The organism is Pseudomonas sp. NBRC 111139 (assembly GCF_001753955.1).
GTDB classification, from domain to species: Bacteria; Pseudomonadota; Gammaproteobacteria; order Pseudomonadales; family Pseudomonadaceae; genus Aquipseudomonas; species Aquipseudomonas alloputida.
In genome coordinates, this window is record NZ_BCBP01000026.1 from 85,347 (window position 1) to 109,638 (window position 24,292).

27 protein-coding genes and 1 pseudogene are annotated in these 24,292 nt (G+C 60.6%); 17 read left to right on the plus strand and 11 right to left on the minus strand.

Annotated features, from left to right (window positions below):
* Positions 1-9: 9 nt before the first annotated feature.
* The 11 genes and pseudogenes from BJQ17_RS09590 (at position 10) to BJQ17_RS09640 (ending at position 6,562) form a co-directional block, all read left to right on the plus strand.
* The gene (locus BJQ17_RS09590) at positions 10-897 is read left to right on the plus strand and encodes a head maturation protease, ClpP-related (protein WP_070095953.1); all 888 of its coding nucleotides are present in this window, start codon (positions 10-12) and stop codon (positions 895-897) included.
* Positions 894-2,108, plus strand: coding sequence for a phage major capsid protein (locus tag BJQ17_RS09595; protein WP_070095954.1), 1,215 nt, complete (start codon positions 894-896; stop codon positions 2,106-2,108). The genes BJQ17_RS09590 and BJQ17_RS09595 overlap by 4 nt, the downstream gene beginning before the upstream one ends.
* A gap of 41 nt (positions 2,109-2,149) precedes the next feature.
* Positions 2,150-2,395, plus strand: a complete 246-nt coding sequence (locus BJQ17_RS09600; RefSeq protein WP_070095955.1) for a hypothetical protein — start codon at positions 2,150-2,152, stop codon at positions 2,393-2,395.
* Positions 2,396-2,397: 2 nt separating this feature from the next.
* On the plus strand, positions 2,398-2,874 hold the full coding sequence (locus BJQ17_RS09605) for a head-tail connector protein (protein WP_070095956.1): 477 nt from the start codon (positions 2,398-2,400) through the stop codon (positions 2,872-2,874).
* Complete coding sequence (locus BJQ17_RS09610; RefSeq protein ID WP_070095957.1) at positions 2,874-3,215, plus strand: phage head closure protein; 342 nt, start codon at positions 2,874-2,876, stop codon at positions 3,213-3,215. Before BJQ17_RS09605 ends, BJQ17_RS09610 begins: the two co-directional genes overlap by 1 nt.
* On the plus strand, positions 3,208-3,693 hold the full coding sequence (locus BJQ17_RS09615; protein ID WP_070095958.1) for an HK97-gp10 family putative phage morphogenesis protein: 486 nt from the start codon (positions 3,208-3,210) through the stop codon (positions 3,691-3,693). The genes BJQ17_RS09610 and BJQ17_RS09615 overlap by 8 nt, the downstream gene beginning before the upstream one ends.
* Positions 3,690-4,058, plus strand: a complete 369-nt coding sequence (locus BJQ17_RS09620) for a DUF3168 domain-containing protein (RefSeq protein WP_064613996.1) — start codon at positions 3,690-3,692, stop codon at positions 4,056-4,058. The genes BJQ17_RS09615 and BJQ17_RS09620 overlap by 4 nt, the downstream gene beginning before the upstream one ends.
* Positions 4,059-4,120: 62 nt before the next feature.
* On the plus strand, positions 4,121-4,612 hold the full coding sequence (locus BJQ17_RS09625; RefSeq protein ID WP_070095959.1) for a phage tail tube protein: 492 nt from the start codon (positions 4,121-4,123) through the stop codon (positions 4,610-4,612).
* A 25-nt stretch (positions 4,613-4,637) separates the two neighbouring features.
* Positions 4,638-4,832 (plus strand): annotated as a pseudogene (locus BJQ17_RS09630) (structural protein P5); the annotation flags it as partial.
* Positions 4,829-5,371 (plus strand): DUF2514 domain-containing protein, encoded by a 543-nt coding sequence (locus tag BJQ17_RS09635; RefSeq protein ID WP_070095960.1) that lies wholly within the window; start codon positions 4,829-4,831, stop codon positions 5,369-5,371. The pseudogene BJQ17_RS09630 and the gene BJQ17_RS09635, both read left to right, overlap by 4 nt.
* 336 nt (positions 5,372-5,707) lie before the next feature.
* Positions 5,708-6,562 (plus strand): DUF4760 domain-containing protein, encoded by an 855-nt coding sequence (locus BJQ17_RS09640; protein WP_139139762.1) that lies wholly within the window; start codon positions 5,708-5,710, stop codon positions 6,560-6,562.
* A gap of 257 nt (positions 6,563-6,819) precedes the next feature.
* Here BJQ17_RS09640 and BJQ17_RS09645 read toward each other — a convergent pair whose 3' ends face one another.
* The 5 genes from BJQ17_RS09645 to BJQ17_RS09665 all read right to left on the minus strand — a co-directional run bounded on the left by BJQ17_RS09645 (position 6,820) and on the right by BJQ17_RS09665 (position 9,949).
* The gene (locus BJQ17_RS09645; RefSeq protein WP_070095962.1) at positions 6,820-7,341 is read right to left on the minus strand and encodes a hypothetical protein; all 522 of its coding nucleotides are present in this window, start codon (positions 7,339-7,341) and stop codon (positions 6,820-6,822) included.
* Positions 7,342-7,460: 119 nt separating this feature from the next.
* Positions 7,461-8,189, minus strand: a complete 729-nt coding sequence (locus tag BJQ17_RS09650; RefSeq protein WP_070095963.1) for a hypothetical protein — start codon at positions 8,187-8,189, stop codon at positions 7,461-7,463.
* A gap of 380 nt (positions 8,190-8,569) precedes the next feature.
* Positions 8,570-8,920, minus strand: coding sequence for an addiction module antidote protein (locus tag BJQ17_RS09655; protein WP_014590007.1), 351 nt, complete (start codon positions 8,918-8,920; stop codon positions 8,570-8,572).
* Between the two features lie 356 nt (positions 8,921-9,276).
* The gene (locus tag BJQ17_RS09660) at positions 9,277-9,549 is read right to left on the minus strand and encodes a DUF3077 domain-containing protein (protein WP_012051485.1); all 273 of its coding nucleotides are present in this window, start codon (positions 9,547-9,549) and stop codon (positions 9,277-9,279) included.
* A 136-nt stretch (positions 9,550-9,685) separates the two neighbouring features.
* Positions 9,686-9,949 (minus strand): hypothetical protein, encoded by a 264-nt coding sequence (locus tag BJQ17_RS09665; RefSeq protein WP_003254728.1) that lies wholly within the window; start codon positions 9,947-9,949, stop codon positions 9,686-9,688.
* A gap of 640 nt (positions 9,950-10,589) precedes the next feature.
* On the opposite strand from BJQ17_RS09665, the gene BJQ17_RS09670 reads away from it, so the two are divergent.
* Genes BJQ17_RS09670 through BJQ17_RS09680 form a run of 3 tightly spaced genes read left to right on the plus strand, consistent with a single transcriptional unit; the run spans position 10,590 to position 14,600 of the window.
* Complete coding sequence (locus BJQ17_RS09670; protein ID WP_003254727.1) at positions 10,590-11,450, plus strand: SH3 domain-containing protein; 861 nt, start codon at positions 10,590-10,592, stop codon at positions 11,448-11,450.
* Between the two features lie 8 nt (positions 11,451-11,458).
* Positions 11,459-13,381, plus strand: coding sequence for a hypothetical protein (locus tag BJQ17_RS09675; protein ID WP_070095964.1), 1,923 nt, complete (start codon positions 11,459-11,461; stop codon positions 13,379-13,381).
* A 10-nt stretch (positions 13,382-13,391) separates the two neighbouring features.
* Positions 13,392-14,600 (plus strand): hypothetical protein, encoded by a 1,209-nt coding sequence (locus BJQ17_RS09680; protein ID WP_070095965.1) that lies wholly within the window; start codon positions 13,392-13,394, stop codon positions 14,598-14,600.
* A 95-nt stretch (positions 14,601-14,695) separates the two neighbouring features.
* On the opposite strand, the gene BJQ17_RS09685 is transcribed toward BJQ17_RS09680, so the two are convergent.
* A complete protein-coding gene (locus BJQ17_RS09685; RefSeq protein ID WP_004575730.1) occupies positions 14,696-15,313 on the minus strand; it encodes a LysE family transporter in 618 nt (205 codons plus the stop codon).
* A gap of 190 nt (positions 15,314-15,503) precedes the next feature.
* Here BJQ17_RS09685 and BJQ17_RS09690 point away from each other — a divergent pair, with 190 nt between their 5' ends.
* Entirely contained in the window at positions 15,504-15,695 is a 192-nt protein-coding gene (locus BJQ17_RS09690; RefSeq protein ID WP_003254720.1) for a YhfL family protein, read from the plus strand.
* A 327-nt stretch (positions 15,696-16,022) separates the two neighbouring features.
* Positions 16,023-17,660, plus strand: a complete 1,638-nt coding sequence (mqo, locus tag BJQ17_RS09695; protein ID WP_004575729.1) for a malate dehydrogenase (quinone) — start codon at positions 16,023-16,025, stop codon at positions 17,658-17,660.
* 132 nt (positions 17,661-17,792) lie between these two features.
* Here mqo and BJQ17_RS09700 read toward each other — a convergent pair whose 3' ends face one another.
* Complete coding sequence (locus BJQ17_RS09700) at positions 17,793-18,128, minus strand: helix-turn-helix transcriptional regulator (RefSeq protein ID WP_003254716.1); 336 nt, start codon at positions 18,126-18,128, stop codon at positions 17,793-17,795.
* A 49-nt stretch (positions 18,129-18,177) separates the two neighbouring features.
* On the opposite strand from BJQ17_RS09700, the gene xenA reads away from it, so the two are divergent.
* On the plus strand, positions 18,178-19,269 hold the full coding sequence (xenA, locus tag BJQ17_RS09705; protein WP_070095966.1) for a xenobiotic reductase XenA: 1,092 nt from the start codon (positions 18,178-18,180) through the stop codon (positions 19,267-19,269).
* A 123-nt stretch (positions 19,270-19,392) separates the two neighbouring features.
* Here xenA and BJQ17_RS09710 read toward each other — a convergent pair whose 3' ends face one another.
* The 4 genes from BJQ17_RS09710 to BJQ17_RS09725 form a co-directional block, all read right to left on the minus strand.
* Positions 19,393-20,640: an FAD-binding oxidoreductase gene (locus BJQ17_RS09710; protein ID WP_070095967.1), complete on the minus strand. Its 1,248-nt coding sequence runs from the start codon at positions 20,638-20,640 to the stop codon at positions 19,393-19,395.
* Between the two features lie 2 nt (positions 20,641-20,642).
* Complete coding sequence (locus tag BJQ17_RS09715; protein ID WP_060545962.1) at positions 20,643-22,220, minus strand: aldehyde dehydrogenase (NADP(+)); 1,578 nt, start codon at positions 22,218-22,220, stop codon at positions 20,643-20,645.
* 151 nt (positions 22,221-22,371) lie between these two features.
* Positions 22,372-23,319 carry a dihydrodipicolinate synthase family protein gene (locus tag BJQ17_RS09720; protein ID WP_003254709.1) on the minus strand — a complete coding sequence of 316 codons (948 nt, stop codon included), beginning with the start codon at positions 23,317-23,319 and terminating at the stop codon, positions 22,372-22,374.
* A gap of 46 nt (positions 23,320-23,365) precedes the next feature.
* A complete protein-coding gene (locus BJQ17_RS09725) occupies positions 23,366-24,292 on the minus strand; it encodes a 4-hydroxyproline epimerase (protein WP_003254707.1) in 927 nt (308 codons plus the stop codon).

Here is a 24,292-nt window from a genome sequence, read left to right on the forward strand (position 1 = left end):
GAGTAACTCATGACACTGAAGACCATTCCGGAGGCTCCGGCGGCTCGCCCGCGCGCGCAGATCCACTGCGATCTCATGCCGATGGCGCTGGAGCGCTGGAACCCGTCGATCAAAGCGGCGGCGACCGACGACAATACCATCACCATGTACGACCCGATTGGCTTCGACTGGTGGACTGGCGAAGGCGTAACGGCCAAGCGGATCAGCGCAGCGCTGCGTTCCATCGGCGACAACGATGTGACCGTGAAGATCAACAGCCCTGGCGGCGACGTCTTCGAAGGCCTGGCCATTTACAACCTGCTGCGCGAGCACAAGGGCAAGGTGACCGTCCAGGTGCTGGGCCTGGCTGCCTCGGCCGCATCCTTCATCGCGATGGCCGCCGATGAAATCCAAGTTGCCCGGGCTGGGTTCTTGATGATCCACAACAGCTGGACCATGGCCGCAGGAGATCGTAACGATATCCGCGAGGTAGCTGACTTCCTCGAGCAAATCGACGGGACGCTGGCCGATATCTACTCAGTTCGCACCGGCGATAAGCCGGAAGCGATGCGCAAGCTGATGGACGTGGAGACCTGGATGGGCGGCAGCGCCGCGATAGAGGCAGGTTTCGCTGACAGCCTGCTTGCCTCGGATGCGATCCAGGAAGACCCGCAGGCCTCCGCACCTCATCAGGTGGCGGCTCGCCGCCTGGACGTGATTCTCGCCAAGCAAGGCATGTCGCGCACCGACCGTCGCGCGCTGATTCAAGACCTCAAAGCTGGTACGCCTGGCGCTACCAGCTCCGGCAAGCAGAACGCTGCCGAAACACCGGCCGAACTGGCCAACCCCATCGCCGACCTACAAGCCGCACTCGCGCGGTTCTCGGCAGCAGCTATTCAAACCGGAGCAAAACCATGAGCGAATCCACCGCAGATCTGCTGAAGAACGTATCCGCCGAACTGAAGAAGGCGACCGATGAATTCAGCAAGCAGGCCGAAAATGCCCTGGCCGAAGCCAAGAAGGCAGGCTCTCTGTCGAGCGAGACCAAGGCAACCGTCGACGAACTGGCCACCAAGTTCAACTCGCTCACCGAAGCCGAAAAGCAGCTGAAGGCCCGCCTGGGTGAAATGGAGCAGGAACTGGTGCGCAACCCAGGGAACAGCGCTGCGACCCCACGCGACACCGTTGGCGGCGTCGTTATCAAGAGCGAAGCGCTGAAGCAGTTTGCGGCCAGCGTCGAGGGTAATCGCCGTGTGAGCGTTCCGGTTCAAGCTGCCCTGATCAGCTCCGGCGTTGCTGAGGGCGTGGTTGAGCCGCAGCGCCTGCCAGGCATCGATACCGAGCCGAAGCAGCGACTGTTCATCCGCGACCTGATTGCCCCGGGCCGAACCACTTCTCCCGCGATCTTCTGGGTTCAGCAGACCGGCTTCACCAACGCCGCGCGCGTCGTGGCCGAGAACACCGCCAAGCCGTACAGCGATATCCAGTTCGCTACCAAGATCACCCCGGTGAGCACCATCGCGCACATGTTCAAGGCGTCGAAGCAGATCCTGGACGACTTCGCGCAGCTGCAGTCCACCATCGACACCGAGATGCGCTACGGCCTGAAGTACGCCGAAGAGCAGGAAATCCTGTTCGGTGACGGCACCGGCGTGCACCTGCACGGCATCGTGCCTCAAGCCACCGCTTTCGCGGCGGCGTTCGAAGTAGATCAGCAATCCGGCATCGACGACCTGCGCCTGGCCATGCTGCAGGCCCAGCTGGCGCGCCTGCCCGCCTCGGGCCACGTGCTGCACTTCATCGACTGGGCGAAGATCGAGCTGACCAAGGACACCCTTGGCCGCTACATCCTGGCCAACCCGCTGGGCCTGACCGGGCCGCTGCTGTGGGGCCTGCCGGTCGTTGCCACCGAAATCGCCGCCTTCCAGGGCAAGTTCCTGACCGGCGCCTTCCAGACGGGCGCTCAGCTGTTCGATCGTGAAGACGCCAACGTGGTGATCTCGACCGAGAACGCCGACGACTTCGAGAAGAACATGATCTCGATCCGTTGCGAAGAGCGCGTGGCGCTGGCGGTGAAGCGTCCCGAGGCCTTCATCTACGGCAACTTTACTGCTCCAACCACCCCTTGACCTGAACGGGCCGCCCGCGCGGCGGCCCGCTGGAGGCTGTCATGAAGATGAAGACCTTAAAACCGCTCTACCTGGGCGGGAAAACCCTGGTCGAAGGTAGCGCGTTCATCACCGATGAGCAGCACGGCCGCGAATTGATTCAGAAAGGGTACGCCCAAAAGGATGAGGGCAGTGATGAGGCCCTGGTCGACCTGACTCAGGGTGATGATCCAGCGGCCGCAACCACTTCGGCAACGGTATCCACCGAGACCAAGCCCAAGGCCACCGCCAAGAAAAAGGCTGACTAATCATGTCCGTCATTGCCATCGACATCGCCATGCATCACCTGCTGGCTGAACCTGAAGACCAGGTGCTGGTCCAGGCGCAGCTCGATGCGGCGGAGGAGGCGGCCATGCAGTTCCTCAACCGCCGCTTCTACCTCGACCAGGTGGCGCTCGACGAAGCCCGCGCCGGCGTCTCTGCTGCCCTGCAACTAGCCAAGGAGGCGAACGCAGCCGCGGTCGCTGCCGCTGAGGCGGAACAGGACCACGCCATGCGCTGCCGGCTGTTCGAGCACGCGCGCAAGGCCCTGGCGGATGCCTACGACGTGGCGGATTCCATCGCCTACGGCATGGTGCTTAACCCCGCCATCCAGGCGGCTTGCCTGCTCAAGCTTGGCCACCTGTTCGCCAACCGCGAGGATGTCGTCACCGGAACCATTGCAACCGAGCTGCCGCTGGCTTCTCAGCACCTGCTGATGTCCTATCGCATCCGGATGGGTGTGTGATGCAGGCCGGTAGGCTGCGGCACCGCATCGACATTCAGGAACGCAGGCCGGTGCGTGACCCGGTGACCCTGGAATTCGGCGAACCTGAATGGGTCTCCCGCTGGGAGAAATGCCCGGCCAGTGTCGAAGACTTGTCGGCCAGGGACTTCATCGCGGCTCAGGCCGGCCAAGCCCAGGCCACCAGCCGGATGGTGATCCGGTACCGGCCTGGTGTGCTTCCAACCATGCGCATCATTTACCGAGGTGAGGTGTACAGCATCGTCGGCCCGCCACTGGCTGACGCCAAGTCCGGCCTGGACTACCTGACGATATTGGTTGAGAAGGGGGTGAAGGATGGCTGACGGTGTCGATTTCAGCATTCTTGGCCTGGACAGCCTGCTGGGAAAGTTGTCGGAGGTCAGCGTTGATGTTCGCCGCAAGGGTGGTCGCGCCGCGCTTCGCAAGGCAGCGCAAGTGGTGGTGCAGAAGGCTAAGGCCGGTGCTGAGCGCATGGACGACAAGGCCACTGGCAGGTCGATATCGGACAACATCGCCCTGCGCTGGAATGGCCGGCTGTTCAAACGCACGGGTGACTTGGGCTTCAGGATCGGTGTCATGCATGGCGCAGTGCTCAAGGATGGCGGAGACCTCAGCACAAACGCTCCGACGCCTCACTGGCGCCTGATCGAGTTCGGCACCGAGAAGATGCCCGCAGCACCATTCATGCGCCCGGCCCTGGCCGACAGCATCAGCGAGGTGACCAACACTTTCGTCACCGAGTACGAGAAGGCAGTCGACCGTGCCATTCGGCGCGCAGCGAAGAAGGCAGCATCCTCATGACCCCACCGATCGTACAGGCCTGCTTGAACAGCCCGGCCGTGACCGCGCTGCTCGGCGCTGGCACCGGCATGCGCCTCTACTCGTTCGGGGAGGCCGAGCAGGGAGTGGCCAAGCCATACGCTGTCTGGCAGATCGTCAGCGGAAGCCCCGAGAACTACCTGGCTGGCCGCCCGGATCTCGATAGCGTCACCCTGCAGGTCGATGTGTACGCCGCGACTGGCGATGCTGCCCGAAAGGTCCGTGACGCGATCCGTGATGCGGTTGAACTGGACGCCTACGTCACCCGCTGGGGCGTCGAAGGCCGCGATCCAGAGACCGAGAATTACCGAGCCAGCTTCGACGTGGACTGGATGGTTTCCCGCTGAAGTATCCCTTTGACCCATGCCCGCCGAGTGCGGGCTTTTTTATTTCTGACTGGAGATAACCCATGTCGATGAAAGCCCAGGGCGCTCAGCTCTATGCTTTGGTGCGGCCTTTGAGTGGCACAGGCCCAAGGACCGTGATGGAGGTTGAATGCCTCACCGCGTTCAACCCTGGCGGTTCGCCGGCAGACCAGATTGACGACACCTGTCTGGCCGACACCGAGCGGAAGTACAAGAAGGGGCTGCGCACCCCAGGCCAAGCTACCGCCACCATCCTGGCCGATCCGCGCAATGCCAGCCACGTTCGCATGTTCCAGTTGTCTCAGGATGACGACGATGAGGACATTCTTTGGGCGCTCGGCTGGTCTGACGGCAAGGACATCCCACCCACGGTCAACGCCGCTGGCGATGACTTCGAGCTACCAGCCACTCGCACCTGGTGCTTGTTCGCTGGCTACGTCGCTGACTTCCCGTTCGACTTTGCCAGCAACACCTCGGTGAGCACTGCAGCGACCATTCAGCGCTCCGGCAAGCTCAACTGGGTCATCAAGGAGTAACCGATGAAGTTGACACTCGACGCGCTCAAGCGAAAACAACACCCTTGCATATGCCCAGGCCATCGCCAAGCGCCTCGGCGTGGGCGTGCGCGACTCCATCGACATTTCCAAGGCGCAGGTTCTGCGTGAGGCTGTGGTGGGCATCATCATCCACGAGAACGGCGGCAACCCATACAAGGCTGAAGTGATCGACGAGGGTGTGCGGCGGGCGCTGGCATGAACTGGATGGCCGCTGTACCGGCCTGGTGTTGGTGGCTGATAGCACTCGTAATGGTTTTCGGAGTTCAACAAGTCCGAATTCAGGAGCAGAGGGATGCCACTTCAGCCGCTCGAGACGAGTTCCGGGCTTACCGTGTCGAGATTTCCGAACGTAATCGGCTAGCGCTGGATCAGGCGAGAACAGAAGAACAACGCCGCGCCACGGCGCAGCAAGAGGCGAGGGTCAAAGCGCATGAAGAAAGAACGATTGCTGATGCTGGCGCTGCTGACGCCGATGCTGCTGTCCAGCGGTTGCGCAGTGACACCAGCCAGCTCGCAGCCGCCGTCAGTTGCGCCGGCCCGGATACCGCCGCTGTCGCCCGAGGCGAGACAGCCACCCGCGCCGCAATGGTGCTCTCCGACTTGCTCAGCCGGTCTGTCGCAACGAATCGAGAGCTGGCGCAGGCTTATGACCGAGCCAGGGTTGCCGGTGCGCAATGCGCCCGCGAGTATGATGCTTTGATCGTCGGAGGCCTGAAATCGAGTGCCGGTTATCGCTGAAATTTAATTTGACAAGTGGCTCCGATAGATAAATTTAATCGTATTTGCTTGGCATGGTTGACGCCTTCCGCTAAATTACACCTGACCCTGAGCATAGGCTTGGGGACAAATCAAGCTGGGGAAGGAGAAACGTATGGACTTACTAATTGGTTGCGAAGAGTAAATTCACTAGCTTAAAGAAGGCCTCCAAGTGAGGCCTTTTTTTGTGTGGCATATTGGTCGCTAGGAGTAACTTCAGTGAAGAGGCATGGGTTTTATCAGGGACTACTTCTGGCAACATTTGTCGCCTTAGTCGTCGTAGCCCTATTTCGAAATTTTGATACAGTGCAGTCTGTGTTGTCCCAGCAGAACTTGAATGAATGGGTGGCGTTCGGGATTTTTGCATCCTTATCAGCGCTGCTGATAAATCAGCTCTATTCTAAGATCTATCAAAAATATCATGAAACACGTGTCGGCATTGCGTATGTTGCAATCTCTTTTTTCGTGGTGATGGTGGCAACTTATATTGTTCTACGCTCCGATGTTGGGGCAGAGTATCAAACTTCGCTCGCGCTATTTGTGTCTTCAAGTCTGCTAGGCGCGGGATGGTGGGTGCAGGCGACTATCAGCACCGCTGCTGCTCGAAAATCACATACCGTAAATACTATTATGAATCAGCGGAATAGTGAATTGTTCAATCAAAAGAACGATAACTTGACTTCCGTTTTTCCTAGAAAAAAGACAATCCATCCGATATTTTCTGAGTATTTGATGGATCCCCATAATAAGAAATTTAAGGATGCGAAATTTCCGCCTGAATTTATCGAGGCGGCTAAAGACTTGTCTTACGTTCTTAATTATTATGAGTTCATTGCTGTCGGTGTGACGAGTGGCGATTTTGACGAGAAGCTTGCCAAGGAGTGTTTTGTCGGTATCTTGACTGGACTCGAAAAGCGCGCCTACCTTGTGATTCTTAGTGCACAAAAAATTCAAAATAAGAAGACATTCGAAAAAATTGTAGAGCTTGTCGATAAGTGGACCGACAAGAAATCTTTAGTAGCCCTTAGCTCGTCTAATCAAAGCATAGATACTTTTGAGGTTTACCCGACTCAGGAGGAGGTCGATAAAATGCTTTGTGCGGCCATCACTCCAAACGCTCCTGAGTTGACAGTCGTTTCCAATCAACCGGCTGGCGGAAATGGCGAGGTCTAATATAGTTGTTTAAGGGGCGTGTGCTTCTAACATAGAAGAAGGCTCCTCCCCACCCGCAGGTGGTGTCCGATTATCAGCTTCGGGTGATTGCCACTATGCGCGGCAAGGAGCTTCCGCCTCCTCACTAAGGCGGCGGCCTGCGCAAGATCGACAGCCTGGAGGTAGGGGGGCGTGTGCTCCAGGCTTAGCGGCGGCAGCGTACAGCGTATGAGAAGGAACTCCAACCTATGACTTTTGCATGGTGATGCCTGAACATATTAGGGGCGTTCGGATTCGAGAATCATCACTTCGCCGTAGGCAGATTTGTACGAGATGGTCAGCTCTAGATGGTTAGACAGATACTCATCAAAGTCAGTGATAATCGGGTTGTGCTCAATGGTGGCAATCGCGATTTCTTTGCCAGAGGGTAATACAAATTCCGGCTTGAAGAATTCGCTTTCTATCAGTTTGCACTCTGGCACCAAGGCGATTGCATTATCGATTAGCGGTAGGCCAACACCCGGTACTAATTTTCCCCTGTTCATAATTGAAGCTGAAGTGATTATGGCCGGGCCTATGCCGTCGTTGCGAAGCTGGATCTTGTACTGTCCTGGCGATTGCTCAATATGAAGAGCAAGGTGCGCCCTCACTGAAAGACGATTGTGCTGCCTAGATAGATAGGCTTGGTAAAAGGATACAGCAAGTGCGCATAGAGCAATTGTCCCAGAGGCAATAGCGGGTACGCGATCCCACCACCCCCCGGACGAGAAGGTATCGACAAGGATGTATTGTATATCCATTATATCCCGCTATTTTAATGGGCATGGCCTCATGCTTGTAGAATGTTGCGCAGCGCCAAGGCCTGCATCATCTGCCGCTCTTGATATTCTACCCGGCTTGAGGGAAGACTAATTAATCGTTAGCTCTGCTCAATGAGCCCCATGAGTGTATTGCCGATCTCTTTCCATAAAGTTGTTGGTGCCCCTGTAGCAATAGCAATGGAATCTGCGATCGCTCCGATTACCGAGAATAACTTGTTCCCAAACTCTGAGTTCATGGATGCTCTAAATTTGGAGTCGGTGAACATGTGGCCAGCTACCAGCTCAATAGATTCTACCACAGGTATAATTCCAGTCAGTCGGTAGTCGTCGAGGGCGCTCAGGATTTTTCGTAACGCTTTAGCAAGGTAATTTTTAACTTTGTCCTCAAGATCGCTCTCTAAAGTTTCATTTATTAGTTTTGAAATGCTAGCCCTGAATTCATTGATTAAGCTCGTGTCAATTTCGGTCGGAGCAGATATTCCGATCATCTGATCCATAACTTTCAGAAAGTCATTGTGTTTTCGAGGGTACCCATTTACAAAGGTATTTATATTGCTTCCCAGCTGTTGGCTCGTAAGGGCCGTCACTAGATGAACATGCCACTGAGAAGTCTGAGGCTTCAGCGCAGGAAATCTCTCGTTCATCAGAAGCACTGCCTCAACAGACGTACCCATCAACTGGCTCAACCTGATCATAAGGTCGGAATCATTTCCGTCATCGATCCCCAATGCAGAGCACCAAGCATTCTTGCAGGGAGTATTTGGCGGGGTGTCGTGTATCGACTCGAGGATGGCGAGCAGCCTGGAGGCGGGGTTGTCGTTAGTCATACGCTATTCCTTGCAGGGGCTACGCACGCCAGTAGGGTCAAAACGGTTAAAGCTCTGATCCACAATGCGGCGTGAAGGGCTAAATGCTATCAGGAACCTTGGGGGAATTTTGGGGGAATTGATCCCCCCAATGATGTGGAATGCTGTTGCGTCACGATGCGTTCAATGCACTGATTTCATTGATTTTTACGAAAATTTTCAAAAAAATATAAGGGCGAAAACGGATTCGAAATCCGTTGTACTGGCAACAGTACCTAGGGTTCAAATCCCTATCTCTCCGCCATACAAGATCAAGCCCCTGGAAGCGAAAGCTACCGGGGCTTTTTCGTTAAGGAAGGCAAAGATTTACAGCCAGCATGCTAATTGCCCGAGCGCTTAAATCAAGAGCCCGGAAGCTTCTCGAGCGGCCTGACTGTGAGCTCTACGCCTAAGGCAACCATCAGTTTTTGAATAGTAGTGAAACGGGTCTTTTCTCCGCCCTTCAGCGTTTTATAAAGAGACTCTCGATTGACCCCTGCGTCTTGCGCAAACTGATTCACGCCCTTGGCTTTTGCCACTTCACCCAATGCATGCATCAGGGTCTGAGCGTCATTAGCCTTCATTGCTTCTGCCAGAAATGCCGCGATGGTTTCCGGGCTGTCGAGAAACCGGGAGGCCTCGAAGCGTTTTGTTTTGCTCAAATCCAGATCAAGGATTGGCATGTCTTGCGGCGAAATTTTTTTGCCCATCATTTTTTACCTCGTAAAGCATCAAAAATTTCCTTTGCTCGTTTGAGTGGGCGGCCGTGTCGGCCTGACGCTTTTTAAACGGAGTGGGTTGCCCATTACGCAACGGGCGTATACGCCTGCAGCGATGTTCGCCTCCCATCGTCGGCGCTTGGTTTGGCCGTGACGTGATGAGGCTAGGACGCGAGCGGAGCGCTGGCAACGGATAGCGCGGGTTTGCTGAGCGTTTGGGAAATGGACTACATGGCGGTAGAGAATGTCGCACTCCAGCTTTAAGCGTGGGGGCTCGCTTAGGTGCGTTTGCGACATGATGCAATCGGTGAAGCCCCGGGATATTTTGCGTTTCCAGGGCTTCCTCGCACTTACTTTTTCATCATCCCCAACTCAGCGTCATCCAGCAGCGCCTTGGCCATCGCGCTCAGGTAATGCGAGGCCCAGATCAGTTTCTGGTCGCCGTCCATCAGGCCGGTGATGATCAGGTCGCGCACGTAACCCATGAGTTCGGAAGCCTGTTCGCGGGCGTCCTGGCAGGGGATGCCGGGTTCGATGCGGAACAGCGGGTGAGTGTTGTTTTCGCCTTGGTAGAAGCAGGTCTTGCCGACTGTGGTGGGTTCTGTTGTGTTGTCGGTGGGCATTGTTTTGTTTCCCTGGATTCTGGGTTGCCTGGGCTGGCCTGTTCGCGGGCTCGCCCGCTCCCACAGGTACTGTGCAGTGCGTGACGGCTGTGATGACCCTGTGGGAGCGGGCGTGCCCGCGAAGAGGCCTGACCTGCTAATGCAAGGTGTGAGGCTCTGTGGGTAAATGCGGCCGCATCTGCAACTGCATCAACGCCGACTCGACCAGCCCCTGTACCGCTTCCATTTCATGGATCACGGCCTGCATCACGATCGAGCTGTGGGCGGTGGGTTTGAGTTGCACGGATTGGCGGGCCACGGACAGGGCGCAGAGTACGTACTCTGAGGACTGGACCAGGGTGTCTTGCAGGATCTGGGTGGAATGGGGGGAGTAGGGTGGATCGGGGACTGTCTTGCGCATGTAAGCTCCTTGGGTAGTGGAGCCGCCTGGCAACGCTGTCAAACGAATGGAGGCAGCTATACATGGGTTGACAGACCGGTACCCAAGGACCCGGCGCACACGAATGTGCCCCATGCACAGCTGCCATTAAGCGCTGCAACGGAAACTTGAGTAGTCGGCCTGTCAAAGCCGGTCGCTGATTTCACAACGACGAGCCGAGACTAGAGCGCGACCGAATCCGTCGCAACCGTTTGAGCGGGTTGGCAGTATGTTTGGGAAACGCCCTACAAGGAAGGGGATAATTCTGAGTACAAGCTGTAGGACGGATTTCTACTAATCAATCAGACAGGCTTCCTGCAACATTTTGTCTTGAACTGACAATGGCACCTTGGGCTACAATGCGGCGCTCTGATACGCCACTCACGCCCAGGCCACACGCCGTAATGATTACGCGCGCTGGGCGATGAACTCTTCCTGACATGGATTCGTTGGATGCTTTGCGCCGTACTGGTCTCCCCCTGCGCCCCTCGCTGGACGGCTGAATTGTCGTCTGCGGCCAGTGCTGCACACTTTCTGAAAACCCCGCACAACTTTGAATGCTGCCGCCAACCATTGGCTGCGGTACGCGGCTGTGCGCCCCACCGAAAATGGAGTGCTCCACTTGCGTAAGAAATTCGTCGCGTCCCTTCTGGCGGTCGCCATCGCCTCTACCACGGCCTGTGCACAGCTCGGGATCAGCAAAGAGCAAGCGGGCACCGTGATCGGTGGCCTGGCCGGTGTGGCCATCGGCTCGACCATGGGCAGTGGCAACGGCAAGATCGCCGCTGCGCTGATCGCAGGTGGCATTGGCGCCTACGTGGGCAACCGCATCGGCCACATGCTCGATGAAAAGGACCAGCAAGCCCTGGCGCTGCGTACGCAGGAAGTGCTGAGCCAGCAGCAAACCACTGCCAGTGCCCAGCCAGTGACCTGGAAGTCCGACCACTCCGGCGCCACCGCGCAGATCGTGCCGGGCAAGGAATACACCAAGACCAAGCAGGTCGAGGTCAAGCGCGCGCCGAAGATCCAGGCGGTGCCGTCGATGAAGCTGATCAACGAGCCGTATGTGACCATCAGCGACAACCTCAACGTGCGCGCCGCGCCTAACCAGGCTGGCGAGAAAGTCGGCAGCCTGAAGAACCACACCGAATTCACCGCCGTGGGCTCCACCGGTGACTGGATTCTGGTCGGCCGCAAGGGTGTGACCGTGGGCTATGTGCACAAGAACTACGTCGAGCCCAAGGCACAAGCGGTTGCCAAGCGTGTAACGCCAGCCGTCAACCTGGACGAGCTGGACGTTGCCGCCAGCAAGGAAACCCAAGGCTTCGACCTGGACTCGGTGCAGTCGCTGCCGACCCAGACAGTTGCCGCCGAAGCGGCCTGCCGCCCGGTCACCGTCAGCCTGAAATCGCAAAGCGGCCAGACCGAACAAGAGCAGAACACCTTCTGCAAACAAGCCAACGGCACCTGGGAACTGATCTGAGGAACTCCATGAAAAAGCACGCGCTCGCGCTGGCTGTGATCGGCGCTTGTGGTCTGGTACCGCAGGCGTTCGCCCACGAGCTGGCCTTTTCCAAGAAAGACAACATCAAGGTCGAAGTGCCCGGGGATGCCACCACCTGGTGCAAACCCCAGGTCGACCTGACCATTACCCGCCCGGCCTGGGATAACCAGGAACTGCTGTCAGGCCTGCTGACCAAGCTGCCGTTCGTGTTCGCCAAGGACTGCTCGACCGCCAAGGTGAGCTGGAAGGCGGTCGATGCCAAGGGCAACCTGTACGCCAGCGGCTCGGGCAATGCCAGCAACCTGGGGCTGGTGACACTGGCTGCTGCGCCTGCCACTGCCGCCCCGGCGCCGGCTGCAGCAGCTGCCCCCGCTCCGGCACCTGCGCAGCCAGAAGCACCGGCTGCTGCTGCACCGACACCGGCACCTGCTCCGGCCCCAGCCCCAGCCCCAGCCCCAGCCCCAGCCCCTGCTGCTGCAGCGGCGCCGGCAGTGGTCGAAGCCGCACCTGCGCAGGCAAAACCCGCTCCGGCCCCCGCGCCCGCGCCCGCGCCAGCCGTAGCCGCAGAGCCAGCCCCAACCCCCGAAGCCCCGGCAGCAGCCCCTGTTGTGCCGCCCGCTCCGGCACCTGCCACAGCAGTCGCCGCAGCCCCCACTTCGGACTTCGGTCGCTCGGTGGTCCTGGAAAACCGCAACCTGATGCAGGTAACGGACGGTACCGGCTGCAAATGGGTGCTCAGTACCTCGATCATCGGCGATGGCGACACCCTGTCGTTCGGCACCACCCCGGCCATGCCGTGCCCGGCGTCCGGCTTTGGTGAAGGCAGCTTCGACAAAATCAGCTGGAAGGCTGTGGGTACCTACCGGGGTGATAACTGGACCCGCGTCTATGCTCACCCGAGTGGTTTGATCTTCAACAAGCACCTTGAGCCTGCGGTAAAGGACAAGGCCGTTTCTTATCTCACGCCGCAAGCTGACCAGGCCGCGTTCCTGGTCGGCGAGATCCCAGGCCGGCAGATGAAGGTGTACCTGACGTTCACCCGCTCCAGCTACGGCGTGCTCCGCCCGTTCGGCAGCGACCCTTACTACGTCGCGGTCACCCCGGACGAGTCGTTTGCCCTGGACGCGACCAAGTACAAGGAAGCTGCGCTGGAAATCTTCGACCTGATCAAGACCACCTCGCCGACCACCACCGATGTGGCCAACCTGTTCATCGTCAAAGACCTGTCGGCGATCTCGAACAACATCTGGGGCAACGACGCGCAGAAAATCACCCGCAACCGCATCGGCATCAACCGCCAAGGCCTGTTCTTCGATGTGCGCGACGGAGCCAACTGGGCGGTACAGCGGGAGCAGCAGCGTGTGCGTGAGCAGCGTCAGCGCCAACAGGAACTGGCCCGCGTGCACACCCGTGTGCTGGAACGTTACCAGCAGTTGCAGGACGGCATGAGCGACTTCAAGGGGCGCGAAACCGAGGCGTTGGCGCAGATGGCCGGTATCAAGGTGCGCTTCGCTTCGCCACTGGAGCAGCAAAACCCTGCGACCTCGGCCAGCGTAGTGCCGATGATGGTGCACGTTACCGGCAAGAAAGGTGACTTCTACAGCATCGACTTCCCGAGCAACGGCCGCCTGGTTGCGGACGAGGAATACAGCGAAGGCTGGTACGTGACCCAGGTGGCCAACGCCACGCCGTACTACCCGCTGGACGACGGCCGCGCCGTGCCTACCTACCGTGCCTACAGCGCCGGTGAACCCGAGGCCTGCAAACAGGACCACTGTGCCGACCGCGTGTCGTTCGGCGCCGTGCTGGCCAAGGAATTCCCCAACGCCGGTATCGATTTCAGCTGGACCCCCGAGGTCTCCCAACAGTACGTGAACGACTGGAACAACGCTTCCGCCATGGTCCAGTGAGGCAAACACCATGATCAAACAGATGAACAAGAAGCAGCTGCTGATTGGCGGTGTGGCCGCAGCGGTGCTGGTGCTCGGTGGTGGCTATGCGATGGTCGCCAGCTCGGGCAAGAAGGCTGCGCTGGCCTACTACGACGACTTCAAGGAGCGCTATTTCCTTGAGGATGTGCTGTCGGAGGGGGACATTTCCTACTCGGCGTTTTCCGGCAACCTGACGGTAGCCGACCCGGAGATCCGCGTGGCGGCGGCGCAGACCAATGGCGCCCAGCAGTTCATGCGCGGCCTGTCGGGCTTGATGGAGTCCGTACAGGGTGGTTCGGCTGAAGAAGGCCTGGCGGGCTGGGCCAAGTACCAGCTCAATGTCAGCCGCAATGTGGCCGGGGTGTACCTGAAGGCTGATGCGCTGAAGCTGGCCCATGACGGAGACAGCAAGGATGGCAGCATTCATATCCAGTTGCTGGGCATGCAGATGGGCAACCCTTACGTTGCCAGCAAGGGGGCTGAAGTCGTGCTGGTGGCGGATGTCAGCGACGAAGTCCAGCCACGTGCCGAGCTGGCCGCCAATGGTCGGGCCGCCCCGTCGAACTTCACCTGGGGCGCCAACATGGCGGTGCGCCAGCCAGTAACCGGCGCGTTTCTGGTCAGCAGCACCGGTGACTTTGGTACCACGGTCGACCTGGACTTCACCATCAAGCGCTCCAGCGATGGCGAAGGCTCGATGGTGTTCGTGGTCACCCACCGCAACGACGGCTCCAAGGTGGGGGAAATCGTGCGCAAGGCCGACTTCCAGTCGCTGCCGGAACTGGACGATGTCGAAACCCAGCTCAAGAGTGCCCTGAGCGCGATGCTGATTGGCGCGTACAGCCCGTACACCGGCCAGGCGGTGTTGGCTGAAGCGGTCAGCGGCTTTGCCCGCAAGGCCAAGGTCGAGAACTACTCGGTGAGCTACAGTGGCTTCAAATCGCTGAAAGAGGCTTTCAGCGAATACCAGCAGCAAGTCCCCAAGGCAAAGTTCGCGGCCTTCTGTCAGGAGGTTGGGCTGTCGTCGTGGAGCAGTGACTTTGGCGCCAAGGCCAAGAACCACAGCGATTCGGAATGCGCCATCGGGCAGAAGCTGGTCGAAGACGGCAGTTTCGAAGAGCAGTACACCTTCAAGGAAGGCAAGAGCCTGTTTGCGGCGTTGTTCGTGAGCAAGGCGTATCAGCTGGAAACCAATTGACTGGGTAATGGCTGAGTGAACAAGCCCCCGGGAACCCTGAGTTGCCGGGGGCTTTTTTTGCTGTCAGGTGTGCCCGGACCCTGTCGGGCTTGGGATCAGCGCATCGCCGCCAGTTTGATGCCGAATCCCACCAGGCAAGCCCCCGCCAGTCGCTCGAACATATTGGTAATTCGCGGGTTGGCGCGCATGCGCTCGGCCAGTTGATGGGTCAGCACCACGGCAATCAGCCCATACAGGAAGGTCACCACCGCCACTGTCGCCGCCATGAAACCGAACGTCACCAGCCCTTGGTGTTTCACCGGGTCGACGAACAGTGGGAAAAACGCCATGTAGAACATGATCGCCTTGGGGTTGAGCAGGGTGATCATCATGGTCTGGCGCAGGTACTGGCCGTTGTCCATGCGGCAGGTGTGTGCTGCACCACCGGGTTTACTCAGCAGCATGCGCAGGCCCAGGTAGGCCAGGTATGCAGCCCCCGCCCACTGCACCATATGAAAGGCGGCAGGGTAGGTGGCCAGCAGGGTGGCGACGCCGGCTACCGCCAGCCACAGCAGCACCTGGTCACCCACGATAACGCCGCAGGTCGCGGCCAGGCCTGCCTTGATACCGCCCTTGCCGGTGGCGGTGATCAGGGCGAAATTGCCCGGGCCGGGGATGGCCAGAAGAATGAGGAAGGCGATGACGAATGCGCCGTAGTCGGTGACGCCAAGCATGGTGAGTTCCTGTTGGGCATTGCGAAGGCAGTGCGCTGAACTATCGTCGCCAAAGGCGCGCTTTTCAACCTGTTGTTGCACAGTTGCAAAGAACCTGTGCCAAGCGCGGCTTGGATCCAATGCCTGGAGTCTGTATGATTCCGCGGCCATCAGACGATGGTCGAAGATGATTCATTTAAAGGATTGAGTAATGAAAAAGCTGTTCAAGGCCACCGTAGCCGTTGCCGTCGTTTCGGGTGTTGCCCTGCTGTCGGGTTGCACTGGCCAGGTTTACAACCAACCGAAAAACTGCACCTACGACTACCTGTTCCACCCTTCGGTTTCCATCTCCAAGATCATCGGTGGCTGCGGCCCGATCGATAAACTGCCTCAGCAGCAGTAATCTTGGCGGTACCCTGATCGCGACGCTTGCGGCGTGATCCAAGGCCCCCGGTCATGCACATGGCCGGGGGTTTTTGTTTGTGACGTGACAAACTGCCGCTGGGGCAACCGGTCGCCTTGACGCGTCTGCCTGCAATTTGTTTGTGCTGGCATTTCAGATACAATCGGAAAAACGATTCAGCCTTGTCGGTCAATTCGACCAAAGGCCGAGCCGTTTTCTGGTTCTCTGGCTGCTGAACAATGATCAACAAAAAGCCTGCGCTGAAGAACACGCTTTACCGGGGCCAGCCACAGGCCCTCACTCTGTTCTCCTGACTGGAATTGATCAATGTTCAAGAAAGCTGGCAAGACCTTGCTGGGTCTGGCGGTCGCTGCAAGCGTCATGCAAGCGCACGCTGCAGAAACCAAGAAAGTAGACGTGCTGCTGGTCGGCGGCGGCATCATGAGCTCCACCCTGGCCGTGTGGCTGCACGAGCTGGAGCCAAGCTGGTCGATGGAAATGGTCGAGCGCCTGGATGGCGTGGCCGAAGAAAGCTCCAACGGCTGGAACAACGCCGGTACCGGCCACTCCGCGCTGGCCGAGCTGAACTACACCCCGGAAGACAAAGACGGCAACGTCAACATCGCCAAGGCCATCGAAATCAACGAAGCCTTCCAGATTTCCCGCCAATTCTGGTCGTGGCAAGTACGCCAGGGCGTGCTGAAGAACCCGCACTCGTTCATCAACACCACCCCGCACATGAGCTTCGTGTGGGGCGATGACAACATCAAGTTCCTCAAGAAACGCTACGACGCACTGCAGGCCAGCCCGCTGTTCCGTCCGATGCAGTACTCCGAGGACCACGCGCAGATCGCCAAGTGGGTCCCGCTGATGATGGAGGGCCGCGACCCGAACCAGAAGCTGGCCGTGACCTGGACGCCAATCGGCACCGACGTGAACTTTGGCGAGATCACCCGCCAGTTCGTTGGCCACCTGCAGACCCAGAAAGGCTTCGACCTGAAGCTGTCCAGCGAAGTGCAGGACATCACCCGCAACAAGGACGGCTCCTGGCACGTCGAGTACAAGAACCTGAAGGACGGTACCGAGTCGGCCACCGACGCCAAGTTCCTGTTCATCGGTGCCGGCGGCGGCGCGCTGAAGCTGCTGCAGAAGTCGGGCATCCCGGAAGCCAAGGAATACGCAGGCTTCCCGGTGGGTGGCTCGTTCCTGGTGACCGAGAACCCGACCGTGGCCATGCAGCACATGGCCAAGGCCTATGGCATTGCCTCGACCGGTGCGCCACCCATGTCGGTCCCGCACCTGGACACCCGCGTGCTGGACGGCAAGCGCGTCATCCTGTTTGGCCCGTTCGCTACCTTCTCGACCAAGTTCCTGAAGAACGGTTCTTACCTGGACCTGCTGAGCAGCACCACCACCCACAACGTGTGGCCGATGACCAAGGTGGGTATCGACCAGTATCCGCTGGTCGAGTACCTCGCTGGCCAGCTGATGCTGTCTGACGATGACCGCTTCGAAGCCCTGCGCACCTACTTCCCGAATGCCAAGAAGGAAGACTGGCGCCTGTGGCAGGCCGGCCAGCGTGTGCAGATCATCAAGCGTGATGCCGACAAGGGCGGCGTGCTGAAGCTGGGTACCGAAGTGGTGGCTTCCGAAGACCGCACCATCGCGGGTCTGCTGGGTGCCTCGCCAGGTGCTTCGACCGCTGCGCCGATCATGCTGAACGTGCTGGAAACCGTGTTCAAGGACAAGGTCGCTACCCCGGAGTGGCAGGCCAAGATCAAGGAAATCGTACCGAGCTACGGCACCAAGCTGAACGACTCGGCAGCGGCCACCCAGAAAGAGTGGAACTACACCGCTGAAGTGCTGCAACTGGGTAAACCGCCGGTGATCGACGCCAGCGTTGAATTCGGTGGCGCGGCAAGCAAGCCGGTTGAGAGCAAGCCTGAGAACGACATGGCGCTGTAACCGGCCATTGTTGTGAAAGAAAGCCACGGGGGAGACCTCGTGGCTTTTTTGTTGCCAAGCACACCGCAACCCTCAGGCTTATCGCCATCCCTGGTAGGAGCGGGTTCACCCGCGAAGAGGCCGGCACAGGTATCACTGCTGGCGCAGGATGCACTCCAGCAGCCCGGGAAACCGCTCGCCCAGCATCTCGCTACGCAGCGAATTCATATGGGTAGTCCCCACATTGCGGGTTTGCACCAGCCCTGCATCACGCAACACACGGAAGTGGTGGGACATGCTCGACTTCGGCCGGCCTCCGTCCAGCTCGCCACAGCTGGCCTCGGCCACGCCGGCCAGGTGGCGGACGATTTCCAGGCGCACGGGGTCGCTGAGCGCATAGAGCAGGCGTTCAAGGATGAGGTCGTCGGGGTTGGGATGTTTATAGGCTCGCATGGTTGACATGATAACGGGGGTTTCATTAATTGCCATAGTTCGATTATGATCGAACAACAGTATTCAAATGAACCCGGAGTTTCCCATGTCCGCACTGTTCGAACCCTACACCCTCAAAGACGTCACCCTGCGTAACCGTATTGCCATTCCGCCGATGTGCCAGTACATGGCCGAAGACGGCATGATCAACGATTGGCACCACGTTCACCTGGCCGGCTTGGCCCGTGGTGGTGCCGGCTTGCTGGTGGTCGAGGCCACTGCTGTGGCGCCGGAAGGGCGTATCACCCCCGGTTGCGCCGGTATCTGGAGCGATGCCCACGCTCAGGCGTTCGTACCGGTGGTGCAGGCCATCAAGGCTGCCGGCTCCGTGCCGGGTATCCAGATCGCCCACGCCGGGCGCAAGGCCAGCGCCAACCGCCCGTGGGAGGGTGATGACCACATTGCCGCCGACGACGCGCGCGGCTGGGAGACCATTGCCCCGTCTGCCATTGCCTTTGGTGCGCACCTGCCGAAAGTGCCACGCGAAATGACGCTGGACGATATCGCCCGGGTCAAGCAGGACTTCGTCGATGCCGCCCGCCGTGCGCGTGATGCCGGCTTCGAGTGGATAGAACTGCACTTTGCCCATGGCTACCTGGGCCAGAGCTTCTTCTCCGAGCACTCCAACAAGCGCACCGATGCCTACGGTGGCAGCTTCGAAAATCGCAGCCGCTTCCTGCTGGAAACACTGGCCGCCGTGCGCGAAGTGTGGCCGGAGAACCTGCCGCTGACCGCGCGCTTTGGTGTGTTGGAATACGATGGCCGCGATGAGCAGACCCTGGAAGAGTCGATCGAACTGGCCCGTCGCTTCAAGGCCGGTGGGCTCGACCTACTGAGCGTGAGTGTCGGCTTTACCATTCCCGAGACCCACATCCCCTGGGGGCCAGCGTTCATGGGGCCGATTGCCGAGCGCGTGCGCCGCGAAGCGAAGCTGCCCGTGACGTCGGCGTGGGGCTTTGGTACGCCGCAGTTGGCGGAGGCCGCATTGCAGGCCAACCAGCTGGATCTGGTTTCGGTAGGGCGCGCGCACCTGGCCGACCCGCACTGGGCTTACTTCGCGGCCAAGGAGCTGGGGGTGGAAAAAGCGTCCTGGACCTTGCCAGCGCCTTATGCGCACTGGCTCGAGCGTTACCGCTGAGCCTTGGAGGGGCTGCTTTGCAGCCCATTCGCGGGCAAGCCCGCACCCACAGAGACACCGCAGGTTTCAGATACTGCACCCTCTCTGTGGGAGTGGGCTTGCCCGCGAATGGGCCGGTAGAGGCTAAAACCGGTCCAGTCGGTATGCGCCCATCTCAGGCCCACCAGCCTGCTCAGCCAACCGCCCCACCCATTCCGCCGTCACCGCCGCCTGGGTCAACCCCAGGTGCTGATGCCCAAACGCCAACAGCACCCGCCCATCGCACACCCTGTCGATCACGGGCAATGAGTCCGGCAACGAAGGCCTGAAACCCATCCACGGCGTTGCCCCTTCGACGCTCAAGTCGTGCCGGAACAACCCCTTGCTCAACCGGTGCAACTGCCACGCCCGCTGCATGCTCGGCGGTGCCTGCAGCCCGGCAAACTCCACTGTGCCCGCCAGGCGCAAGCCTTCGGCCATGGGCGTCATGATGAATTTTCGCTCAAGCGAGGTGACTGCAAACGGCAGGCGCTGGTGCTCACCCGGCAACATCAGGTGGTAGCCGCGTTCGGTATCCAGCGGCACCCGCGTGCCTGTCAGCGCGGCAGTCAGTTTTGCAGAATGGGCGCCACAGCTGACAAGCACCTGGCGGGCATTGAGCATGCCTTGGTCGCTGGCAAGGCTCACGCCGGCACTGTGCAACTGCCCGCCATCGACCTGCGCCTGGACAAAGCGCACCCCACTGGCCTTGGCCGCTTCGAACAATTCGCACACCACCCGATAAGGGTCGATGAAGTGCCCGGTGCACGGGAAGAACAGGCCGCCTAACAGTGACGGGCTGAGTTGCGGCGCTGCTTCGCGCACGGTTTCGGCCGACCAGAAGTCCACCGGTACCGCCTGCTGTTGCATGCGTGTGCGCAACGCCTCCAACGCCTGGCGTGACTCAGGCTTCTCGAACACCAGCAACGAACCATCCTCTTGAAACAACTCGCTGCGCCCGATCGAGCCCAACAGCCGTTGCCAGGCGCCCAGGCTGCCTTCGTTCAGCGTGCGGATGCCCGCCACGCTGCGCTGGAACGGCGCCGGGCGCAGGTTGAGCAGCAGCCGGGTGAACCACGGCATGGCCTTGGGCAGGTATTTCCAGTCCAGGCGCAGCGGGCCCATCGGGTCGAGCAGCATGCGAGGCAGGCGCTTGAGGATCGACAGGTCGGCAATCGGGAACACTTGCTCGGTTGCCAGGTGCCCGGCATTGCCGAAGGACGCGCCAAGGCCGGGTGCCTGGCGGTCGACCAGGGTTACCCGTCGGCCCTGGCGGGCCAGTTGCAAGGCACAGGCGACGCCGACGATGCCTGCGCCGACCACGGCAATATCGGTTTCAGCGGTTTCGAGCATGCTCAGCCTTCCCGTTTGCCGTCTAGCAGGCGCCGCAGTTGCAGCGGGTTGCCGTGTTTCAATGCCTGCGGCAACAGCGCATCGGGGAAGTCCTGATAGCAAACCGGGCGCAGGAATCGCAGGATCGCCGCGGTGCCCACCGAGGTGGTGCGGGCATCGGAAGTGGCCGGAAACGGCCCGCCGTGGACCATGGCATCGCACACCTCGACACCCGTCGGCCAGCCATTGACCAGAATGCGCCCGGCCTTGCGCTCAAGGGTGGGGAGCAGGGCGCGAGCGCTTTCGATATCGGCCTCGTCCAGTTGCAGGGTGGCGGTCAGCTGACCTTCCAGGTGTTCGGCTACCTGGCGGACCTGCTCAGCGTCGGTGCAGGCAACGACCAGCGACGCTGCACCGAACACTTCAGCCTGCAACGCCGGGTCGGCGAGAAACGCTTCGGCCTGGGTCACGAACAACTGTGCCTGGCACTGGTTGGGGCCCTGATCGGTTTGGCCACTGGCGATGGTTTGGGCGCAGGGGTTGTCTGCCAGGGCTGCGATACCGGCCTGGTAGGCACTGAAAATGCCGGGGGTGAGCATGGTTTGGGCGGGGGCCTGCTGCACGTAACCGGCGGCTGCAGTGATGAACCGCTGCAGGGCCGGCCCCTGCCGGGCGATTACTAGGCCCGGGTTGGTGCAGAACTGGCCGGCGCCCTGGGTCAGCGAGGCGACGAAACCTTGTGCCAGTGCTTCGGCACGGGCTTGCAGGGCGGCGTCGAATAGGAACACCGGGTTGATCGAACTCATTTCGGCATACACCGGGATGGGCTCCGGGCGCGCCTGGGCGGCTTGGCACAGCGCCATGCCACCGCTGCGCGAGCCGGTGAAACCAACGGCCTTGATGCGCGGGTCGCTGACCATGGCAATGCCCACTTCACGGCCCGAGCCATAAAGCAGCGAGAACACACCGTTCGGTAACGCGCACTGCTTCACTGCTTGCGCCACTGCCTGGCCGACCAGCTCACTGGTGCCGGGATGGGCACTGTGGGCCTTGACCACCACGGGGCAGCCAGCGGCCAATGCCGACGCGGTGTCACCACCGGCCACCGAGAAGGCCAGCGGGAAATTGCTGGCGCCGAACACGGCGACTGGCCCCAGGGCCACCTGGCGCTGGCGCAGATCAGCGCGGGGAAGGGGCTGGCGCTCAGGCAGGGCGCTGTCGACCCGCACGTCCAGCCATTCGCCGGCCCGCACTGTACGGGCAAAGGTGCGTAGCTGGGTGCAGGTACGGCCACGCTCGCCCTGAATGCGCGCCTTGGGCAGGCCGGTTTCGGCCACGGCGCGGTCGATCAGGGCATCGCCGAGGGCCTCGATCTGTGTGGCGATGGCTTCAAGAAAGTCTGCTCGTTGTTCGAGCGAGGTTTCGCGGTAGGCGTCGAATGCCGCCCAGGCCAGCGCGCAGGCCTGGGTCACGTGTTCGCCGGTGCCGCCGAGGTAGGCCGGCTCCAACGTCTGACCGGTGGCTGGGTCGATGGCACGGATGGCGTCGCGGCTGCCGGTTACCGGCCTTTGGCCGATCAGCAGGTTGCCTGTGAGGGGCATGTAGCCTCCTTGGAAATCTAATGCAGATGCATGGGGGGATTACGACCCCTGTAGGAGCGGGTTCACCCGCGAACACCGGCGAAGCCGGTGCCATGCACCGGGTCGCCTGATTCGCGGGCACGCCCGCCCCCACAGGGAGAGCAGTGGCTGCTCAGGCGATGTTCTGCTCAGCCGACCAGCTGGCGTACCAGCTGCGGAACAGCGCGTACTGCTGTTCGGCATAGTTGCGCTGAGCGTCGGTCAGTACGTCGGTCTCGTTGAAGTGCAGGCTGTACTCGGTGTCGCCGTTGAGCACCATCAAGTGCTTGTAATACAACACCAGGTCGCAGCCTTCATCGAACGACGACAGCACCGCCAGCGCCGCTTCCAGCTCGCGCGCCAGGCGGCGGGCACGGGCGTCGCCTTTGGCGGCCTGTTTGCTCAGGCTCACCAGTTGCAGCACTTCGCGCGGCAGCGCATTGCCGATGCCGGTGATGGCGCCGGTGGCGTTGCAGTTGACGAAGCCATGCACCACCTGGGTGTCGACACCGACCATCAGGGTGACATCGTCATCCTTGGAGGTGATGTGCTCGGCGGCGTAGCGCAGGTCGGCGCCACCGCCGAACTCCTTGAAACCGATCAGGTTGGGGAACGCGCTACGCAGTTCGAAGAACAGGTCGGCGCGGGTGGCAAAACCGTAGTAGGGGCTGTTGTAGATCACCGCCGGCAGCTTCGGCGCGGCAGCCAGGATGGCCGAGAAGTGATGCTTCTGGGCGATCAGCGAGGCGCCGCGGCTGAGCACGCGAGGGATGACCATCAGGCCGGCGGCACCGACCTTGGCGGCGTGGGCGGCATGCGACACTGCCTCACGGGTGTTGACTGCGCCCGTGCCGACGATGGTCGGGATACCGGCCGCCACCAGGCGCGCCACGCCTTCCTGGCGCTCGGCCTCGGTCAGCAGCGGCCAGTCACCCATCGAGCCGCAGTACACCACCGCGCTCATGCCGGCTTCGATCAGTTCGCGGCCCTTGCGCACCAAGGCGTCGAAGTCCGGCTTGCGCTCGGCGGTGCATGGGGTCATCAGGGCGGGCATGGTGCCGGTGAAAATGTTGTTGGTCATTGTTGTTACTCCTGGCGAAATTGGGTTTGGTCAAAAGGCCGGGGGCTCAGATGCCCCAGGCGAACGGGTCCTGTTCGTCGATCAGCAGGGTGCTGTCGGCGGTCATGTGGGCGCGGCCGGTGATGAACGGTCGAATACGCTCGCCGTCACGCTCGTAACGGCCGTGAAACTGGCTGCCGGTGATGCTGGCCTGCACCCAGGTCTGGCCTTCGGCAAGCGTGCCGTCGGCGGCCAGGCAGGCCAGCTTGGCGCTGGTGCCTGTGCCGCACGGGGAGCGGTCGTAGGCCTTGCCGGGGCACATCACGAAGTTGCGGCTGTCGGCGTTGGCGTCGTCGGCGAACAGCTCGACATGGTCGATGGGCGCGCCGTTTTCGCCGGTGATGCCTTGGGCTTCGAGCGCCTTGAGCATGGCCCAGGTGTACTCGGTCAACACCTCGCGGTTATCCAGCTCGATGCGCTGGCCGTGTTCGGCAACGAGGAAGAACCAGTTGCCGCCCCAGGCGATGTCGCCGTGCACCACGCCATGGCCGGGCACGTCCACCGCAACCTGTTGGCGGTAGCGGTAGGAGGGCACGTTGCCGATGGTGATGGCGCCGTCGTCATGCAGGGTGGCGCTGACCTGGCCGACCGGGGTGTCGATCTTGTGCACACCCGGTGCGATCAGGCCCAGGTGCTGTAGCGAGGCGACCAGGCCGATGGTGCCGTGGCCGCACATGTTCAGGTAACCGGCGTTGTTGAAGAAGATCACCCCGCAGGTGGCGTCGGCCGACACTGGCGGGCAGTACAGTGCGCCAACCAGCACATCGTTGCCGCGTGGCTCCAGCAGGCAGGCGCGGCGCCACCGGTCGTGCAGCTCGCGCAGTTCGTCGCGCTGTTCGGCCATGCTGCGGCCGTGCAGTTGCGGAAAGCCCTTCATCACCAGGCGGGTTGGTTCGCCGCCAGTGTGGGAGTCGATGACGTGAATCTGTTTCAT

Coding starts and splice junctions, on each gene's coding strand:
- BJQ17_RS09645 (WP_070095962.1), bottom strand. CDS start 7,341: ATGGATATACAATACATCCTTGTCGATACCTTCTCGTCCGGGGGGTGG.
- BJQ17_RS09625 (WP_070095959.1), top strand. CDS start 4,121: ATGTCGATGAAAGCCCAGGGCGCTCAGCTCTATGCTTTGGTGCGGCCT.
- BJQ17_RS09665 (WP_003254728.1), bottom strand. CDS start 9,949: ATGCGCAAGACAGTCCCCGATCCACCCTACTCCCCCCATTCCACCCAG.
- BJQ17_RS09715 (WP_060545962.1), bottom strand. CDS start 22,220: ATGCCCCTCACAGGCAACCTGCTGATCGGCCAAAGGCCGGTAACCGGC.
- BJQ17_RS09710 (WP_070095967.1), bottom strand. CDS start 20,640: ATGCTCGAAACCGCTGAAACCGATATTGCCGTGGTCGGCGCAGGCATC.
- BJQ17_RS09685 (WP_004575730.1), bottom strand. CDS start 15,313: ATGCTTGGCGTCACCGACTACGGCGCATTCGTCATCGCCTTCCTCATT.
- mqo (WP_004575729.1), top strand. CDS start 16,023: ATGTTCAAGAAAGCTGGCAAGACCTTGCTGGGTCTGGCGGTCGCTGCA.
- BJQ17_RS09600 (WP_070095955.1), top strand. CDS start 2,150: ATGAAGATGAAGACCTTAAAACCGCTCTACCTGGGCGGGAAAACCCTG.
- BJQ17_RS09610 (WP_070095957.1), top strand. CDS start 2,874: ATGCAGGCCGGTAGGCTGCGGCACCGCATCGACATTCAGGAACGCAGG.
- BJQ17_RS09720 (WP_003254709.1), bottom strand. CDS start 23,319: ATGACCAACAACATTTTCACCGGCACCATGCCCGCCCTGATGACCCCA.
- BJQ17_RS09615 (WP_070095958.1), top strand. CDS start 3,208: ATGGCTGACGGTGTCGATTTCAGCATTCTTGGCCTGGACAGCCTGCTG.
- xenA (WP_070095966.1), top strand. CDS start 18,178: ATGTCCGCACTGTTCGAACCCTACACCCTCAAAGACGTCACCCTGCGT.
- BJQ17_RS09690 (WP_003254720.1), top strand. CDS start 15,504: ATGAAAAAGCTGTTCAAGGCCACCGTAGCCGTTGCCGTCGTTTCGGGT.
- BJQ17_RS09655 (WP_014590007.1), bottom strand. CDS start 8,920: ATGATGGGCAAAAAAATTTCGCCGCAAGACATGCCAATCCTTGATCTG.
- BJQ17_RS09675 (WP_070095964.1), top strand. CDS start 11,459: ATGAAAAAGCACGCGCTCGCGCTGGCTGTGATCGGCGCTTGTGGTCTG.
- BJQ17_RS09650 (WP_070095963.1), bottom strand. CDS start 8,189: ATGACTAACGACAACCCCGCCTCCAGGCTGCTCGCCATCCTCGAGTCG.
- BJQ17_RS09620 (WP_064613996.1), top strand. CDS start 3,690: ATGACCCCACCGATCGTACAGGCCTGCTTGAACAGCCCGGCCGTGACC.
- BJQ17_RS09680 (WP_070095965.1), top strand. CDS start 13,392: ATGATCAAACAGATGAACAAGAAGCAGCTGCTGATTGGCGGTGTGGCC.
- BJQ17_RS09660 (WP_012051485.1), bottom strand. CDS start 9,549: ATGCCCACCGACAACACAACAGAACCCACCACAGTCGGCAAGACCTGC.
- BJQ17_RS09725 (WP_003254707.1), bottom strand. CDS start 24,292: ATGAAACAGATTCACGTCATCGACTCCCACACTGGCGGCGAACCAACC.
- BJQ17_RS09700 (WP_003254716.1), bottom strand. CDS start 18,128: ATGGCAATTAATGAAACCCCCGTTATCATGTCAACCATGCGAGCCTAT.
- BJQ17_RS09635 (WP_070095960.1), top strand. CDS start 4,829: ATGAACTGGATGGCCGCTGTACCGGCCTGGTGTTGGTGGCTGATAGCA.
- BJQ17_RS09590 (WP_070095953.1), top strand. CDS start 10: ATGACACTGAAGACCATTCCGGAGGCTCCGGCGGCTCGCCCGCGCGCG.
- BJQ17_RS09595 (WP_070095954.1), top strand. CDS start 894: ATGAGCGAATCCACCGCAGATCTGCTGAAGAACGTATCCGCCGAACTG.
- BJQ17_RS09605 (WP_070095956.1), top strand. CDS start 2,398: ATGTCCGTCATTGCCATCGACATCGCCATGCATCACCTGCTGGCTGAA.